Below are 16,555 nucleotides of genomic sequence, written 5' to 3' on the forward strand. Positions count from 1 at the left end.
TGACACGCTCCTGTGATCGAAGTGACTGCGTTCGCAGACCGACAATAGCGCTCCGATGACCGTCGCGGGGCAACCCGCCCGCCGCGGCGTCTACTTTGCGATCCGGCCGTTCTCGTAGCGGTAGAACCCGGCTCCGGCCTTCTTGCCCACGTGCCCCGATTCGACCATGTGCAGCAGTAGCGGGGGCGCCAGGAAGAGAGGTTCTCCGAACTCCGAATACATGGCGTCCGCAATGGCTTTGACCGTGTCGAGCCCCACGAGATCGGCGAGTGCGAGCGGCCCCATCGGGTGCGCCAGACCGAGCACCGTCGCCTTGTCCACGTCTTCCTTGGTGGCGAATCCGGATTCGACCATGCGAATCGCAGAGAGCAGATACGGCACGAGCAACGCGTTGACGACGAAGCCCGAGCGATCGGCCGAGCGCACGACCTGTTTGCCGAGAACGTCGCCTGCGAAGCGCTCGGCGCGGTCGGCCACGGCCGGTGCGGTCAGGTCGGTGGTGACGAGTTCGACGAGTGGCAGTACCGGGACCGGGTTGAAGAAGTGCAGACCGACGACGCGGCCGGGTGCCGTCGTCGCGGCTCCCAGGCTGACGATGGGAATGGAGGAGGTGTTCGAGGCGATGACGGCGTCGGGGTCGGTCACCACCGAGTCGAGCTCGGCGAAGATGTCGGCCTTGATCTTCTCGTCTTCGAGTACTGCTTCGACGACGAGTTGGCGATCGCCGAAGTCGGCGAGGTCGGAGGTGAATCGCAGCCTGGCCGCGGCATGCTCTCGCTCGCGTTCGGTGATCTTGCCGCTGCTCACTCCGCGATCGAGGGACCTCAGGATGCGGGTGCGTCCGGCGTTGGTCAGTTCGCGGGTCTGTTCGTGGACCAACACGTCGACATGGGCGCGGGCACACACCTCGGCTATTCCTGCCCCCATCTGCCCCGCTCCGACGATCCCCACCCTCTCGACCGTCACAGCAAACTCCTAGCGAATAATGTTGCAGCACAACAGCTTCAAGGTGAGATGAGGGTAACTCTTCCGGGGTACGCCCAAGACCTTCGTTGTACAAATCAGGCGGCCCGCAACGAAAGTTGCGGACCGCCCGACTAGTGCGCTGAAGGTTCGGGGTGGCGGCTCAGTGGAACTGGCCTTCTTCGGTGGAGCCCTTCAGTGCTGCCGTCGAGGTGTTGGGGTCGACGGTGGTGGCGATGCGGTCGAAGTAGCCGGCGCCGACCTCACGCTGGTGCTTGATGGCGGTGAAGCCGCGCTCTTCGGCAGCCTTGAACTCGCGCTCCTGCAGATCGACGAACGCGGTCATGCCTTCGCGGGCGTAGCCGTGTGCCAGGTCGAACATGCCGTAGTTGAGCGAGTGGAAGCCTGCGAGGGTGATGAACTGGAACTTGAAGCCCATGGCTCCGAGTTCCTTCTGGAACTTGGCGATGGTCGCGTCGTCCAGGTGCGCCTTCCAGTTGAACGAAGGCGAGCAGTTGTAGGCGAGCAGCTGGTCCGGGAATTCGCTGCGAACCGACTCGGAGAACTTCTTGGCGACCTCGAGATCCGGCACGCCGGTCTCCATCCAGATGAGGTCTGCGTACGGGGCGTAGGCCTTCGCACGGGCGATGCAGGGCTCGATGCCGTTCTTGACGCCGAAGAAACCTTCTGCGGTGCGGGTTCCGTCGAGGAACTCACGGTCACGCTCGTCGACGTCGGAGGTGATCAGCGTGGCTGCCTCGGCGTCGGTGCGGGCGATGATGACCGACGGGACGTCGGCGACGTCGGACGCGAGGCGTGCCGAGGTCAGGGTACGGATGTGCTGCTGGGTGGGGATCAGAACCTTGCCGCCGAGGTGGCCGCACTTCTTCTCCGATGCGAGCTGGTCCTCCCAGTGCACGCCTGCGGCGCCGGCCACGATCATGGCCTTCTGCAGCTCGTAGGCGTTCAGTGCGCCGCCGAAGCCGGCTTCGGCATCGGCGACGATCGGGGCGACCCAGTTCTTGACGGAGGTGTCGCCTTCGATCTTGGCGATCTCGTCGGCGCGCAGGAGCGCGTTGTTGATGCGACGGACGACCGAGGGGACCGAGTTGGCCGGGTAGAGGCTCTGGTCCGGGTAGGTGTGGCCCGAGAGGTTGGCATCGCCTGCGACCTGCCAGCCGGAGAGGTAGATCGCCTGGAGGCCGGCGCGAATCTGCTGCACGGCCTGGTTGCCGGTGAGGGCACCGAGCGAGTTGATGTAGTCCTCGTTGTTGACGAGGTCCCACAGGATCTCGCTGCCGCGGCGAGCGAGGGTCGCTTCTTCGACGACGGTGCCCTGGAGGTCGGAGACCTGCTGTGCGGTGAAGTTACGGGTGACGCCCTTCCAGCGGGGGTTGGTGTCCCAATCCTGCTGGATCTCGGCGATGGTCTTCGGGGTGCCGGTGGTCGACATCTTCAGCTCCAGTCTCTTCTGCTTCTCGGCCTGCCTCGAGACGAATCTTTACATCGTTGCCAGGCCCTTCTGGTGTACTCCAAAACAATGGCACAACCGAAAACATGCGTCTACCAGTTGTTAGTGCCAATCTTGGCTAGCTTTCCCGAGCACCTTGCTAATGTTGCAAAGTTTTGGTCGACGCAAACCTCTCGGATCGGACGCCATGGTTACTCGCCAGTAGCGATGAATCCCCAGTTGATGAACGCAATGAACAAAAACTCATACAGGACGCTTGTACGGTTTGGCGCAGCCGTCTGAATCGAGTCAGAAACCGTCGCCCTTGTGACCGACATCACAGTACTCCGATCTCAAAATGTGGACATGCACGGGGTGCTCCACTCGACGCCTTTGCCGCGGGAATCACGCCGCCGACGCCCCCGAGTGGAGCGCAACGTGCACTCATCCACAGACACGCACCTATCCACAGGGCATTCCATTCCCCCAGGTCGAGCTTCGGGGGACATCTGCACCATCCCCGACGCTGCACCCATGACACCCGACGCAGGCTCCACTCCCGGACCCACAGGTCATTCCGCAGGCTCCACTCCCAGACCGAAGGGTCATTCCGCAGGCCCCACTCCCGGCCCCGCCACCTTTCAGCAGCTCCTGGCCTCCGGACTCCACCCCAGCACCGTCTCGCGGCGCTTCACCCGTGTTCTGCCGACGGTCCACATGCGCGGGGAACCGTCGACGATGGATCGGTGTCGGGCCGTTTCGCTGTGGCGACCGGACGCCGTGCTCAGTCACCGGTCGGCCGCCTACCTACGGGGCTGGACGACCGAACCGACCATCCTCGACGCCACGGTCCCTCGCTCGGCGAGGTTGCGGCCACCGCCCTGGCTTCGGCTGCACCGTCGGACACTCGATTCCAGGCTCGTCGACGAGGTCGAAACCCTGCCGTGCACCACTCCCGCACAGACGATTCTCGATTGCTTGGCAATACTCCCCCGCGCCGAGGCCGAGTTGCTGATCGACGAACGCCTGAAGTTCGGACTCGACCCCGCGTCGTTGCTCCGCCTGCTCGAACGATTCCCGGGTCGACGCGGCAACGCAGAGTTGGCTCGCCAAGTTCGGCTGGCAGTGACCAGGTTCGCCTCGGAACCGGAGCGGGCACTGGGACGCGCGCTGCACCGGATCGGGCTGTACCTGGAGATGAATGCGGCAGTCGGTCCGTACATCTGCGACCTCGTCGACCGTCGCAGCCGAACGATCATCGAAGTGGACGGACACGAATTCCACAGTGCAGCTGGGGTATTCAGCAAGGATCGGCGCAGGCAGAACGCGCTGGTGCTCGATCGCTGGCTGGTGCTGCGCTACTCGGCATTCGACGTACTGGCCGCACCGGACTCATCGCCGGCGAGATTGCGTCGGTGATCCGACGACGTCGGGAATCGAGGCGATGACTGCACACGGTGCTCCACTCCCGGAGCTGTGCACGACATTCATCGCGCACGCCCTCGGGAGTGGAGCACCGGTTGCACCAGGCCATGAATGCACAGAATGCTCCACTCCCGGAGCCGTGCACGACATTCATCGCGCACGCCCTCGGGAGTGGAGCACCGGTTGCAGAGAAAGCTCAGATACGGACGCCGCTGCGCTCGTCACTGGACGCAACCACTCGCGACGTGGTCGGTGTCCGACGCGAGGCGAGCACCCCGAGCGCACCCATCGCGGCGATCACGAGTCCGCCGATGATGGCGAACAGGTCCGCAGCCAGCAATCCGGACGGGAACACCATCAGCGCCGGCGAGACCGCGAGCAGCAGGCCTAGGCCGACATGGGTCCAGTGACTTTGCCTCGACGACGATCCGATGGCCCACAGCGCGGTCGATGCAGCGAGAATGCCGAGCACCAGGATGGCACCGGTGACTTCCTGGTCGCCCTGGACGGGAAGCCAGACGGTGGATGCGACGAGTACGGCTCCGGTGACGAATACGACGACGTCCCTGAAAACTTCCGATGTGCGTTGACGGTTGGACATGACCGCTCCTCGTGATGCGTGGTGAATAGCTCGTATACCGGTATACGCCTTTACTTCGGCTAATGTTCCCGATGAACACCGAATTGTGACTCAGCAGCCGATTGCCAATGCTGTTAAGGCAATTCTTCGCAGGCGTAGCCTGGCGATATGTCCAAAACCTTCGTCGGCGTACGGCTTCGGCAGCTTCGCAGCGAACGCAGCATGAGTCAGGTGTCGCTGGCGCAGAAGCTGGGAATCTCGGCCAGCTATCTCAACCAGATCGAGCACGACGTGCGTCCACTGACGGTGCCGGTGCTGCTGCGGATCTCCGAGGTGTTCGGCGTCGACACGTCGTTCTTCTCCTCCGAGGACGACACCAGACTGGTTGCCGAACTCCGTGAGGTCGCGCTCGATCAGGACATGGGGATCGACGCCGACGCGCACGAGATCGCGCAGATGGTCAGCTCGCACCCGCAGCTGGCACGAGCGATGGTCAACATGCACCGCCGATACCGCAATACGACGGCTCAGCTGTTGGCCGCTACCGAGGAGCGTTTCTCCGACGGCAGTGGCAGCGGCTCCATCAGCAAGCCGCACGAGGAAGTGCGCGACTACTTCTATCAGCGGCAGAACTATCTGCACGAACTGGACACTGCAGCAGAGGCTCTGACCTCGAGGATCCGGTTCCATCGCGCCGATATCGGCGGCGAGATCGCCAAGCGGCTGCGGACGGTCCACGACGTGCAGATCGTCAATCGGATCGACCTCGGCGAGAACGTACTGCACCGATTCGATCCCCAGACGCGAGTACTGGAGATTTCACCGCATCTCTCCGGCGGGCAGAAGGTGTTCAAGTACGCCGCCGAACTCGCCTATCTCGAATGCGGGGACCTGCTGCAGAAGATGGCCGACGAAGGCAATTTCACCAGTGAGTCGTCGAAGAAGTTGGCGGTGCTCGGCTTCGCGAACTACTTCGCGGCCGCGACCGTGTTGCCGTACCACCAGTTCCATGACGTGGCCGAGGATTTCCGGTACGACATCGAGCGGCTCTCGGCCTTCTTCTCGGTCAGCTACGAGACCATCTGCCATCGACTCTCCACCTTGCAGAGACCCGAGTTGCGGGGTGTGCCGTTCTCGTTCGTGCGCGTCGACCGTGCCGGGAACATGTCGAAGCGTCAGTCCGCCACAGGTTTTCACTTCTCGTCCAGCGGCGGCACGTGCCCGCTGTGGAATGTGTACGAGACGTTCGCGTATCCGGGCAAGATCATGACGCAGATCGCCGAGATGCCCGACGGCCGCAGCTATCTGTGGATCGCGCGCACCGTGGAGAGGCGAGCGGCGCGATACGGTCAGCCCGGAAAGACCTTCGCCATCGGCCTCGGTTGCGAACTGCGCCACGCCGGACGGCTGGTGTACGCGGACGGTCTGGACGTGCAGGGTTCGGCAGCGGCGACGCCGATCGGAGCGGGCTGCCGGGTGTGCGAGCGCTCGAACTGCCCGCAACGCGCATTCCCGCCATTGGGTAAGGACCTCGACATCGACGAGCACCGAAGTTCAGTGTCCCCCTACCTCGTTCGCTGAGAAGAAAGGAAGACTGCAATGACACGAATCGGCGTCGTACTCAGACCCGAACTTGCGCCGGAGGATCTCGTCGAGGCGGCACGTGCAGCCGACCGGGCAGGCGTCGACGAAGCGTGGTTGTGGGAAGACTGCTTCTACTCCGGCGGACTGTCCACCGCTGCACTGGTTCTCGCGAACACCGAACGCCTGAACGTCGGCATCGGGGTGCTACCCACTCCGATGCGGAACGTGGCAGCCACCGCCATGGAGATCGCTACCGTCGCCCGAGTCCATCCGGGGCGGCTGCGCGTCGGGCTCGGACACGGTGTGCAGTCGTGGATGGGCCAGATCGGGGCGCGCGTGCAGTCGCCGCTGACGTTGCTGAGCGAGCAGATGTCAGCGCTCACCGCACTGTTGGCGGGCGAGAGCGTCACCGTGCAGGGTCGGTACGTCTCACCCGACAACGTGCAGCTCAATTGGCCTCCGCTGCAACCGCCGCCGCTGCTCGTCGGTGCGACGGGGCCGAAGACTCTCGCCCTGAGCGGCCGCACAGCCGTGGGAACGATCCTCACCAGCGAGACGACACCGGAACAGGTGCGAACGGCCATCGAGCACATCGGCGGTGGGCCCGATCACGACGTGGTGGTCTACGTTGCCGCGGGCTCCGATGCCGCGGCCAGCAACCTGCAACGCTGGATCGATGCCGGTGCCACCACCGTCGTACTGGAACCCTCTGCAGCAGAACCGGATCCGACCACACTGTTCGCACACGCGGCATCGTTGACACAGCAGTTCGGTGTGCCGGAGCCGCACTCGCGGTGAGCACACCTAGTGCTCTCGCAAGTACCTCCCCGCGTCCGCGAACGCACGTGCTCGACGCGTCAGCGTGGGTGGCGCAGGCGGCTCACCTCGCCACAGGCGGTAGAGGGTGCTCATGCTCAGGATGAGTCGTTCGGGTGAGTCCCAGTGCGCATACTGCCCGAATTCGCTTGATTTCAGCAGGTTCTGGGCGGCTTCGGTGGGCGCGAGTCCGGCGTCGAAGCAGCTGTGCCCGGCCTCGGACACCCAGGTCCAGTAGTTGCGGAGGGCGCGAATCTCGGCGGTGCCGCACAGGGGTCCGTGGCCCGGGACGTAGACGGCGGCATCGAGCTCGAGGAGGTGGTCGAGGGCGTCGATCCAGTTCTGCAGCGGACCGTGCCAGAGCACCGGGGTGGCGTCGATGAACAGCAGGTCGCCGGCGAACACCACTCCGACGTCGGGTACGTGTGCGATGAGGTCGCCTTCGGTGTGCGCCGGGCCCAGGTATCGCAGGTGTACGGATCGTCCTGCCACGTCGATGGTCTCGGTGGTCTCGAAGGTGTGGTCCGGCAGCCGCGGCAGAACGCTGGGGAAGGTGGCGTCACCGCGGACCCGATTCATGTAGGAGCCCATTGCACCGACCGGTCCCGGTACCCAGCCGATCTTCGCACCGAGGGAGGCGAACGCGTGCACACCTTTCGGAGGTGTTTCCTCCTTCATGGCGTGCAGTGAAGCGGCACTGGTGGTGATGCGAGCCGAGGTGGGGACGGTGTCGTTTCCCCACCAGTGATCACCGTCGGAGTGGGTGTTGAGCACTTCGGTGATCGGCGCGTCGGCCACCAGCTCGGCGGTGTCGGCAACGACGCGTTCTGCCCAGTTCACGTCCCACACCGTGTCGATCAGCATCGACGCAGAACCCGGTCCCACGATGAGGCCGGTGTTCGTCTGGCCCCAGCTTCCGGGCGGCCGCATGAATGCCCAGGTGTCGTCGGCGATCTGTCGGTACCCCACCTCTGTGTCTGCCACCGCCACAGGCTAGCCGGTGAGCAGCTCGCTCAGGTGTGAGTCCCACCGTCGGTCCGGGAAGCACCGATTCAACAGCTCGATCAAGATGGGCACGGCAGTGGATGCACCGGGAGACGCGCCGAGCACGGCGGCGATCGTACCGTCCTTCGAGGCAACCACTTCGGTGCCGAATTGCAGTGCACCGTCCTTCACGATCTGGGCGCGCTGCCCGGCGTCGGCGATGGACCAGTCCGCCGAATCGGCGCGCGGCAGAAACTCACGGAGCGCAGCGATCTTCCTGGTCCGCGTCGCGGTCAACTCGGAGAGCAGCAACCCGATCAACGGAGTGTTGCTGCGGGCCATCGACAGCAGCGAGCCGATGTTGTCCGCGTTGACCGAGCGCGGAAGGTCCATCAGGGATCCGTGTTTCAGAAACTTCGGGTTCGCCCCGGCATACGGTCCGAACAAAACCGATCGCTTCCCGTCGACGATTCGAGTGTCCAGGTGCGGCACCGACATCGGCGGAGCTCCGATGGGCGGAGTGCCGTACACCTTGGCGTCGTGCCTATCGACCAGCTCGGGTCGATCACAGCGCAGGAACTGTCCGCTGATCGGCAGCAGTCCGTAGCCTCGCGCCTCGGGAATTCCGGCTCGGCGCAGCAGCTTCAGAGCCCAGCCACCGGCTCCGACGAACACGAAGCGAGCACGCTCCACCGGCCGACCGCCGCGCACGTCGAGTCGCCAGGATCCATCTGTGTCCTGCGTCAATCCTCGCACTTCACGGCCGGTCTCGACGCTCGCGCCCGCGGCAGACATGGCATCGAACAGCTGCCGCGCCGCTGAGCCGAAGTCGACGTCGGTACCCGTGGCATCTCGGGTCGCCGCCCACGTCCCCGTCCTGCCCTCTGCCACCAGCGGTGCCCATTGCCGAAGCACCGCAGCGTCTTCGGTGTACTCCATTGCGTCGAACAGAGGATGCGCACGCAACGCCCTGTGCCGTGCGCGCAGGAACTCGACGTTCTCGGCACCCCGTACGAGCGTCATGTGCGGCACAGGATGCACGAAGTCCGCCTGGGGCAGCGTCGACCAGAAACGCCGGGTGGTCGCGAACTGCTCGGCGATCCCCACGGCTCGATCGATGTCGACCGACCCGTCGGATCGCAGTGTCGTGTAGTTGGTCTCGCACAGACCGGCATGACCGGTTCCGGCGTTGTTCCATCCGTCGGATGCTTCCGCTGCCACCCGAGGCAATCGCTCGAGTACCCGGATCGACCAAGTCGGTTCCAGTCTTTGCAACAGCGTTCCCAAAGTCGCGCTCATGATTCCGCCGCCGACGAGGATGACGTCGTCCACCTGCAGCCCCTTTCTCGTACTAAGTACAAGTCACGCTAGCACCGACTCGTACAGCTGTATAGTTCTGCCGATGTCCCGCCTGACCAGGATTGCCGTCGTCGACGCCGCGCTGGACGTCGCGTACCGCCGCGGATTGGACTCGCTCACCATCCGCAAGATCGCCACCGAACTGGGCGTGTCCCCCATGGCGATCTACTGGCACGTCGAGAACAAGGACGAGCTACTGGACGCCATGGGCGACCGCGTCTGCCAGGACATCGAGATCACCGCGGATCCCACCGCTGCGTGGTGGGACCAACTGCGCACCGTGCACGAGGACTTCATGCGCGCCCTACGCGCACACCCGGGAGCCGCGACCATCGTGGTACCCCGAATGCTGTTCTCTCCCAATAGCAGAGCGGCGATGGAACTGAGCCTGAAACTCCTGCGGGAGGCCGGTTTCTCCGTTCCCGACGCCACCCAGCTCGCTCGCCAGGGTGTTCGGGTCGCCATTTCTCTGATCACGGAACCGTTGTTCACCGGCGTCGATGTCGAGCCGGAGCGTCGGGCACACGTCGAGCACGAGGTGGCGTCGACGATGGAATCACTCGATCCCGACGAGTTCCCGAACATACTCGCTGCCGCCCCGCATCTGGGCGATGCCACGGCTAGAGCGGCGTTCGAGAAACTCGGTCTCGATACCTTCATCGCGGGCGTCAGAGCTCTGGCGCGAGAGACCGACATCTCGTCCTGATTCGAAGGGAAGTATTGGACATCTTGTCGGGTGGCGAAGTCTCGTCCGTAGGTGCAGGCTTTGCAGAACCGAAACAGTCGACGCTAGGGGTTTCAGTGATGACGGTGCCTGTCCTGCAGAACTACATCGACGGGGCGTTCGTGACGCCCTCGGGCACCGAGATGCTCGATGTGGTGAATCCGGTGGACGAGTCGGTTGTCGCCCACTCCCCCGTGTCCGACGCCGCCGATGTGGAGGCCGCGATGTCGGCCGCTGCCAGCGCGTTCGAGACCTGGGGCAAGACCACGCCGGGAGAACGGCAGAAGGTGCTGCTGAAGCTCGCCGACGCCATCGAAGCGCACAGCGACGAGATCGTCGAAGCGCAGAGCCGCAACACCGGCCAGCCCAAGGCCACCATCGCCGCCGAGGAAGTCACCGTCGGTGCCGATCAGATTCGATTCTTCGCCGGCGCGGCCCGGATGCTCGAGGGCAAGTCGGCGGGCGAGTACATGGACGGCTTCACCTCCTATGTTCGACGCGAACCGATCGGTGTCGTCGGCCAGGTGACGCCGTGGAACTACCCGTTCATGATGGCGATCTGGAAGATCGGTCCCGCGCTGGCCGCCGGAAACACCATCGTGCTCAAGCCAAGTGACACCACTCCCGAGAGCACGTTGGTGCTGGCGAAGCTGTCCAAGGGCATCGTTCCGGACGGAGTGTTCAACGTCGTTCTCGGCAACGGCGGCACCGGAGCTGCGATCGTCGAACACAAGACTCCCGGCCTGGTGTCGATCACCGGATCTGTCCGCGCCGGCATCGCGGTGGCCGTGGCCGCCGCCAAGCAGCTCAAGCGCGCGCACCTCGAATTGGGCGGCAAGGCACCGGCAATCGTGTTCGACGATGTCGACATCAGCAAGGCCGCGGACGGAATTGCCGAGGCTGCGTTCTTCAACGCCGGCCAGGATTGCACCGCCGTCACCCGCGTCCTGGTGCACGAGTCGGTACACGATGCCCTCGTCGATGCCCTTGTCGCCAAGGCGAAGACGCTGAAGGTCGGCCTGCCCGACGACCCCGATACCTTCCTCGGCCCACTGAACAACGTCAACCACTTCGGTCAGGTGAGCGCCAAGGTCGACGGCATCGGCGCTCATGCCACCGTCGTCACCGGCGGTAAGCGCATCGGCGACAAGGGTTTCTTCTTCGAGCCCACCATCATCACCGGCGTGCAGCAGTCCGATCCCATCGTGCAGGAGGAGACCTTCGGCCCGGTGCTCACGGTGCAGAAGTTCACCGACGAGGCGGAGGCCATCGCGCTCGCCAACGACGTCGATTTCGGGCTCGCATCGAGCGTCTGGACCTCCGATCACGGACGCACACTGCGCATCTCGGCGGCCCTGGACTTCGGTGCCGTCTGGGTCAACTGCCACATTCCGCTGGTGGCGGAGATGCCGCACGGTGGATTCAAGTACTCCGGCTACGGCAAGGACCTCTCGGCGTACGGCGTCGAGGACTACACCCGCATCAAGCACGTCATGAGCTCGACGGAGACACTTCGATGACTTTTCATCCCCTCGATCCCCTGTCCAGCGACGAATTCGCCACCGTAGCCGAGGTTCTCGGCCGCGATCACGGCGTGGGCGACGGCTGGCGCTACGCCTCGATCGAGATGATCGAGCCCGCGAAGTCCGAGATCACCGCGTTCGACGCGTCCGGGACCGTGCCTGCGCGTCGAGCAGTCTCGGTGGTGTTGAACCGCGCCGAGAACACGACCTTCAAGGCCGTCGTGTCGCTGGACGATCGCACCACCGAATCGTGGACGCACATCCCGGATGTACAGCCCAACTTCACCGTCGACGAGTGGGAGGAGGCCGACGCGGCTCTCCGCGCCCACCCCGATGTGATTGCCGCCCTTGCCGATCGCGGTATCACCGATCTGGATCTGGTGTTCATGGACACCTGGACCTACGGCGAGGCGGTGACGCCCGAGAAGTACAAGGGTCGACGCCTCGGCTGGTCCGACACGTGGGTCAAAGCTGCCGAGGGTGCCAATCCCTACGCCGGACCGGTGGGCGGATTTCACTGCGTGATCGACGTAAACACGATGGAGCTGCTCGAGATCGAGGACACGTATCGCGTCGAGCGTCCGGAGATCATGGGCGAGTACGTCCCTCGCCATATCCCGGAGCGAATCAGGAACGCGAGTACACGCCCGCCCTTGAAGCGCCTCGAGATCACTCAGTCCGACGGGCCCTCGTTCGAGCTCGACGGCAACAAGTTGACGTGGCAGAACTGGTCGCTGCGAGTCGGCTTCAACTACCGCGAGGGCATGACGCTGCACGCCGTCAGCTACAACGACAACGGGAACGTGCGGTCCGTCGCCAATCGAATGTCGTTCGCGGAGATGGTGGTTCCCTATCGCGATCACACCGAGGATCATTATCGACGCACCGCGTTCGACATCGGCGAGTGGGGTCTCGGTTTCATGACCACCTCGCTCGAGCTGGGCTGCGACTGCCTCGGTGAGATCCGCTATCTCGACGCGGTGCTGCACAACAGCAAGGGTGAGCCGTACACGATCACCAACGCGATCTGCATCCACGAGGAAGACAACGCCGTGCTGTGGAAGCACGTCGATCACGACGCCGGAGCCGAGGTGCGGCGGATGCGTCGCCTCACGGTCAGCTTCCATGCCACCGTGGCGAATTACGAGTACCTCGTCTACTGGCGGTTCTATCAGGACGGCAACATCGAGTGCGAGGTTCGTGCGACGGGCATCATGGTCGTCACGCACTTTGCCGAAGGCGGGAATGACGCCAGCGACGAGGGCGGCATGCACCCGTCGGGAACGCTGGTCGACAACCGGACCTACGCGCCCTACCACCAGCACTTCCTGGTCGCCCGACTCGATCTGGACATCGACGGCACCGAGAACACCGTCTATGCCAGTGAGACGCAACGCGTTCCGATGGGTCCGGACAATCCTTACGGTCTCGCGCTGACTCAGGTCAACACTCCCCTGACCACCGAGTCCGAGGGCAAGCAGGATTACGACTGGAACACCCAGAAGGCGTGGAAGGTCGTCAACGACAACGTCACCAACGGCCTCGGCACCCGGCCCGCCTACAAGTTGGTTCCGGGAGCGGCGATCCCGTCGATGTTCGATCCCGCGTCGCCGATCTTCCAGCGTGCCCAGGTGATAGGTCACACCGTCTGGGTCACACCCAATTCGCCCGACGAGCGTTGGCCCAGCGGCGAGTTCGTCAACCAGAGCGGCGTAGACCACGGGCTCCCGGAGTGGACCGAGAAGGATCGCAGCATCGAGAACACCGATGTCGTCGTCTGGTACACCTTCGGCATCCACCACATCACTCGGCCGGAGGACTGGCCGGTGATGCCCGCGGACACGGTCTCGTTCTGGCTCAAGCCGTTCGGGTTCTTCGATCGCAATCCCTCGCTCGACGTCGCACCGTCGGAACCGAAGTCGTGCCACACCGATCCCGGTAGCACCTGCCATTAGCTCGCCCAACCTCAGGGAAGGTCCGCCCATGCGTCTGATCGTGGGTTACCAAGCAACACCGAGTGGCGCTGACGGAATCGCCCTGGGGGCAACGCTGGCGCGTTCGCTGCAGGCGTCGCTTGACATCTGTTTGGTGCTGCCGCAGGAGCGTCCGGTGCCGTCCAAAGCGCCGGTCGAGGCCGGATACGACGACATCCTGATCGATCGGGCCACCGGCTGGCTCGACGAGGCACTCACCCTCGTACCCGAGGACGTGGAGGCACGCGCACACCTGTTGTTCGACGAGTCCTTCGCTCAGGGCCTGCTCGACGCCGTCCGTGAGTTCGACGCGTACATGATCGTGGTCGGTGCGGCCGGCGACGGTCTGCTCGGACGCCATTCGATCGGCACCGTCACCAGCGATCTGCTGCACGTGGCTCATGTGCCGCTCGCGCTGGCTCCGCGGGGGTATCGACATTCTCCGCCGCAACGCATTCGAGAGATCACCTGCGCCATCGGAAATCGTCCAGGGGCAGCGGAGCTCATCGAGGCAGCCACCGACCTGTCCGTCACCGCAGAGTTGCCGCTGCGCCTGCTCTCCCTCGTGTCCGCCGAAGAGCAATCGGCACGGGGACAGAGTGGTCTCGCCAAGGCCGAGGAAGTGCTGCGCACCGTGCAGGCGGAAATGCCCGCGGGATCGGACGTGCAGCTGAGGGTGGCGGAGGGCTCCGGCATCGAGAAGGCCGCCTCCTCGCTCGACTGGCACGGCGGCGACGTGTTGATGGTGGGGTCGTCGCGACTGGCCCAACCTCACCGCCTGTTCCTGGGATCTGTTGCCGCCAAGATGCTTCGGGTCGTTCCCGTTCCGATGATCGTTGTTCCGAGAGAGGCCGGCGATGAATGAGCACAAGGTAGTGGACGTCGAGTCCAAGGGCCTGTCGGCCGGCCAGCTCGGGTTGCTCGCGAGTGTGGTCCTGGGCATCTCGACCATCGCACCCGCATACGCGCTCACCGCCTCACTCGGGCCGACGGTCACCGAGGTGGGGGTGCACCTGCCCGCGATCTTCATCGTCGGCTTCATCCCGATGTTGTTGGTGGCGTTGGGCTATCGAGAACTCAACGCGGCCGAGCCCGACAGCGGCACGTCGTTCACGTGGGCGTCGAAGGCCTTCGGCCCGTACGTCGGCTGGATGGGCGGATGGGGCCTGATCGCGGCAACCATCATCGTGCTCTCGAACCTGGCCGGAGTGGCCGTCGACTTCTTCTATCTCTTTCTCGCCCAGGTCACCAGCAACGACTCGCTGGCCGACCTGACCGGCAACAAGCTCGTCAACATCGTCACGTGCCTGGTGTTCATGGCGCTGGCAGCCTGGCTCTGCTATCGCGGCATGCAGGAGACCAAGCGTGTCCAGTACACGATGCTCGGCTTCCAGCTGTTGGTCATGGCGTGGTTCATCGTGGCCGCGTTCGTCAAGGTCGGTGCAGGCGACGGGGCCGAGGACATCTCGTTCAGCCTGGACTGGTTCGACCCGTTCGGCATCCCGAGCTTCCCCGCGTTCACTGCCGGCCTGTCACTGTCGATCTTCATGTACTGGGGTTGGGACGTCTGCCTGACCGTCAACGAGGAAACCTCCGGTAGCGCAAAGATTCCCGGACGCGCTGCGCTGGTCACGGTGTTCTTCATCATCGTGCTGTACTTGCTCACCGCAGTGGCCACCTTGCTCTTCGCCGGCACCGGTGACACCGGAAACGGACTGCAGAATCCCGACACCACCGACAACGTGTTCGCCGCCCTCGCCGGGCCGGTGATGGGTCCGTTCGCGATCCTGCTGTCACTGGCCGTGTTGAGCAGCTCCGCCAGCTCGCTGCAGGCCACGTTCATCTCGCCGGCCCGCACGTTGCTGGCGATGGGCCACTACCAGGCCCTACCGAAGCGGTTCGCCTCCATCACACCGAGATTCAGCACCCCGGGCTTCGCGACGCTGGTGGCAGGTGGAGCGTCCGCAGGCTTCTACGCCGTGATGCGGGTGGTGAGCGACAACGTTCTCACCGACACCATCGCCGCGCTCGGCCTGATGATCTGCTTCTACTACGGCATCACCGCGTTCGCCTGCGTCTGGTACTTCCGTGAAGAGTTGTTCACCAGCACCCGCAACGTGTTCTTCAAGTTCCTCGCTCCGCTGCTCGGTGGCGTCGGCATGGCCGTGGTGTTCGTGCAGACCTCGGTCGACGCTTGGGACCCCGAATTCGGCAGTGGCTCATCACTGTTCGGCATCGGCATGGTGTTCCTCATCGGGGTCGGCATCATCGTTCTCGGAATGGTCGTCATGGCAGTGGTTGCACTGCGCAAGCCGGAATTCTTCAAGGGCAACATTCTCCGCCGTGATACTCCGTCGCTGATCGTCGAAGACTGACCGCCCCTCGGCCCTCGTCAGGGTCGGGGGTGCTCGATGCCGCGCTCCTGCAGCCCCTGCACGATCAGCTCGGTGACGCGCACCCAGGCGGGCCGATCGGCCCACTGCGCCTCGAGCAGCGAGTTGGCCGCCGGGTCGTCGAGACCGCGCTCGAACGACCACTCGAGGGCGTCACTGTCCCAGGCGTTCACCATCCACTCGACCGTGTCGTCCGCGAGCTGCTGGATCCGTGGGTCCTCGGGTTCGAGCTCGGCTGCTCGAAAGGAGCGCACCATGAGTGCCAGATAGCCCGGGTCCCTGAGCATGGTGCCGCCTACCGATTCCAGCCATGGATCGAGCCTGGGCCGGTAGACGGCATACGTCAGCACCCAGGCATCGCGATAGTGATCGACAACGTCGGGGTCGATACCCGCTTTGCGCAGGTGCGTGATCAGGCCGACGATCACATCTGGAAAGACAAGCGCGTCGCCGGCACGCAACAGCCGGAGCCTGTCGCGATCCTTCTCCAGACGTTCGATCCTGTTGCTCAGGTCGGCGTCGATCTCGGCCAAGGCGAGGTCGAGTGATTCCTGCGAGGCGTCGAGTAGCTCGTGAACGCGCGCCAGTGGCACACCGGCGGAGGCAAGAGCAACGACGCGTGACAGCCTCAGAACGGCCTCCCCGTCGTAGAGGCGGTAGCCCGATGTATTGCGCTGCGGCTCGTCCAACAGACCCTGCTGGTGATAGAACCGCACGGTTCGGGTTGTCACTCCCACGTAGGAAGCCAGCTCACCGATGCGCAGCAAGGCAACCATTCTGG

The 16,555-nt window shown here is 64.4% G+C and carries 14 protein-coding genes; 8 read left to right on the forward strand and 6 right to left on the reverse strand.

Annotated features, from left to right (window positions below; all coding sequences use genetic code 11):
* Window positions 1-90: 90 nt before the first annotated feature.
* Both QM590_RS12165 and aceA read right to left on the reverse strand, forming a co-directional pair.
* Window positions 91-966, reverse strand: a complete 876-nt coding sequence (locus QM590_RS12165; protein WP_269595133.1) for a 3-hydroxybutyryl-CoA dehydrogenase — start codon at window positions 964-966, stop codon at window positions 91-93.
* 160 nt (window positions 967-1,126) lie between these two features.
* On the reverse strand, window positions 1,127-2,416 hold the full coding sequence (gene aceA / locus QM590_RS12170; RefSeq protein ID WP_037186862.1) for an isocitrate lyase: 1,290 nt from the start codon (window positions 2,414-2,416) through the stop codon (window positions 1,127-1,129).
* Between the two features lie 531 nt (window positions 2,417-2,947).
* On the opposite strand from aceA, the gene QM590_RS12175 reads away from it, so the two are divergent.
* Complete coding sequence (locus tag QM590_RS12175) at window positions 2,948-3,832, forward strand: DUF559 domain-containing protein (protein WP_269595132.1); 885 nt, start codon at window positions 2,948-2,950, stop codon at window positions 3,830-3,832.
* Between the two features lie 202 nt (window positions 3,833-4,034).
* On the opposite strand, the gene QM590_RS12180 is transcribed toward QM590_RS12175, so the two are convergent.
* Window positions 4,035-4,439: an SPW repeat domain-containing protein gene (locus QM590_RS12180; RefSeq protein WP_269595131.1), complete on the reverse strand. Its 405-nt coding sequence runs from the start codon at window positions 4,437-4,439 to the stop codon at window positions 4,035-4,037.
* 147 nt (window positions 4,440-4,586) lie between these two features.
* Here QM590_RS12180 and ramB point away from each other — a divergent pair, with 147 nt between their 5' ends.
* Both ramB and QM590_RS12190 read left to right on the forward strand, forming a co-directional pair.
* Window positions 4,587-5,999 (forward strand): acetate metabolism transcriptional regulator RamB, encoded by a 1,413-nt coding sequence (ramB, locus tag QM590_RS12185; protein ID WP_068046182.1) that lies wholly within the window; start codon window positions 4,587-4,589, stop codon window positions 5,997-5,999.
* 18 nt (window positions 6,000-6,017) lie between these two features.
* Window positions 6,018-6,800, forward strand: a complete 783-nt coding sequence (locus QM590_RS12190; protein WP_269595130.1) for an LLM class flavin-dependent oxidoreductase — start codon at window positions 6,018-6,020, stop codon at window positions 6,798-6,800.
* Window positions 6,801-6,806: 6 nt separating this feature from the next.
* Here the strand turns inward: QM590_RS12190 and QM590_RS12195 are convergent, their stop codons facing one another.
* On the reverse strand, window positions 6,807-7,802 hold the full coding sequence (locus QM590_RS12195) for an MBL fold metallo-hydrolase (RefSeq protein WP_269595129.1): 996 nt from the start codon (window positions 7,800-7,802) through the stop codon (window positions 6,807-6,809).
* A gap of 9 nt (window positions 7,803-7,811) precedes the next feature.
* Window positions 7,812-9,134 carry a malate dehydrogenase (quinone) gene (gene mqo, locus QM590_RS12200; RefSeq protein ID WP_269595128.1) on the reverse strand — a complete coding sequence of 441 codons (1,323 nt, stop codon included), beginning with the start codon at window positions 9,132-9,134 and terminating at the stop codon, window positions 7,812-7,814.
* Between the two features lie 70 nt (window positions 9,135-9,204).
* On the opposite strand from mqo, the gene QM590_RS12205 reads away from it, so the two are divergent.
* The 5 genes from QM590_RS12205 to QM590_RS12225 all read left to right on the forward strand — a co-directional run bounded on the left by QM590_RS12205 (window position 9,205) and on the right by QM590_RS12225 (window position 15,756).
* Window positions 9,205-9,867: a TetR family transcriptional regulator gene (locus QM590_RS12205; RefSeq protein ID WP_269595127.1), complete on the forward strand. Its 663-nt coding sequence runs from the start codon at window positions 9,205-9,207 to the stop codon at window positions 9,865-9,867.
* 98 nt (window positions 9,868-9,965) lie between these two features.
* Window positions 9,966-11,405 carry a gamma-aminobutyraldehyde dehydrogenase gene (locus QM590_RS12210; RefSeq protein ID WP_269595126.1) on the forward strand — a complete coding sequence of 480 codons (1,440 nt, stop codon included), beginning with the start codon at window positions 9,966-9,968 and terminating at the stop codon, window positions 11,403-11,405.
* Window positions 11,402-13,363, forward strand: a complete 1,962-nt coding sequence (locus QM590_RS12215; protein ID WP_269595125.1) for a primary-amine oxidase — start codon at window positions 11,402-11,404, stop codon at window positions 13,361-13,363. The genes QM590_RS12210 and QM590_RS12215 overlap by 4 nt, the downstream gene beginning before the upstream one ends.
* 28 nt (window positions 13,364-13,391) lie before the next feature.
* The gene (locus tag QM590_RS12220) at window positions 13,392-14,246 is read left to right on the forward strand and encodes a universal stress protein (protein WP_269595124.1); all 855 of its coding nucleotides are present in this window, start codon (window positions 13,392-13,394) and stop codon (window positions 14,244-14,246) included.
* Window positions 14,239-15,756 (forward strand): APC family permease, encoded by a 1,518-nt coding sequence (locus QM590_RS12225; protein WP_269595123.1) that lies wholly within the window; start codon window positions 14,239-14,241, stop codon window positions 15,754-15,756. The genes QM590_RS12220 and QM590_RS12225 overlap by 8 nt, the downstream gene beginning before the upstream one ends.
* A 17-nt stretch (window positions 15,757-15,773) precedes the next feature.
* Here QM590_RS12225 and QM590_RS12230 read toward each other — a convergent pair whose 3' ends face one another.
* The gene (locus QM590_RS12230) at window positions 15,774-16,550 is read right to left on the reverse strand and encodes a MerR family transcriptional regulator (protein WP_269595122.1); all 777 of its coding nucleotides are present in this window, start codon (window positions 16,548-16,550) and stop codon (window positions 15,774-15,776) included.
* Window positions 16,551-16,555: the final 5 nt, after the last annotated feature.

Source organism: Rhodococcus sp. IEGM 1372, assembly GCF_030056835.1.
In the GTDB taxonomy this organism is placed as follows: Bacteria; Actinomycetota; Actinomycetes; order Mycobacteriales; family Mycobacteriaceae; genus Rhodococcoides.

Bases quoted from the DNA above. Each gene is read 5' to 3' on its own strand.
- QM590_RS12230 (WP_269595122.1), bottom strand. From the start codon at position 16,550: ATGGTTGCCTTGCTGCGCATCGGTGAGCTGGCTTCCTACGTGGGAGTG.
- QM590_RS12205 (WP_269595127.1), top strand. From the start codon at position 9,205: ATGTCCCGCCTGACCAGGATTGCCGTCGTCGACGCCGCGCTGGACGTC.
- QM590_RS12190 (WP_269595130.1), top strand. From the start codon at position 6,018: ATGACACGAATCGGCGTCGTACTCAGACCCGAACTTGCGCCGGAGGAT.
- QM590_RS12220 (WP_269595124.1), top strand. From the start codon at position 13,392: ATGCGTCTGATCGTGGGTTACCAAGCAACACCGAGTGGCGCTGACGGA.
- QM590_RS12210 (WP_269595126.1), top strand. From the start codon at position 9,966: ATGACGGTGCCTGTCCTGCAGAACTACATCGACGGGGCGTTCGTGACG.
- QM590_RS12175 (WP_269595132.1), top strand. From the start codon at position 2,948: ATGACACCCGACGCAGGCTCCACTCCCGGACCCACAGGTCATTCCGCA.
- QM590_RS12180 (WP_269595131.1), bottom strand. From the start codon at position 4,439: ATGTCCAACCGTCAACGCACATCGGAAGTTTTCAGGGACGTCGTCGTA.
- QM590_RS12225 (WP_269595123.1), top strand. From the start codon at position 14,239: ATGAATGAGCACAAGGTAGTGGACGTCGAGTCCAAGGGCCTGTCGGCC.
- QM590_RS12215 (WP_269595125.1), top strand. From the start codon at position 11,402: ATGACTTTTCATCCCCTCGATCCCCTGTCCAGCGACGAATTCGCCACC.
- ramB (WP_068046182.1), top strand. From the start codon at position 4,587: ATGTCCAAAACCTTCGTCGGCGTACGGCTTCGGCAGCTTCGCAGCGAA.
- aceA (WP_037186862.1), bottom strand. From the start codon at position 2,416: ATGTCGACCACCGGCACCCCGAAGACCATCGCCGAGATCCAGCAGGAT.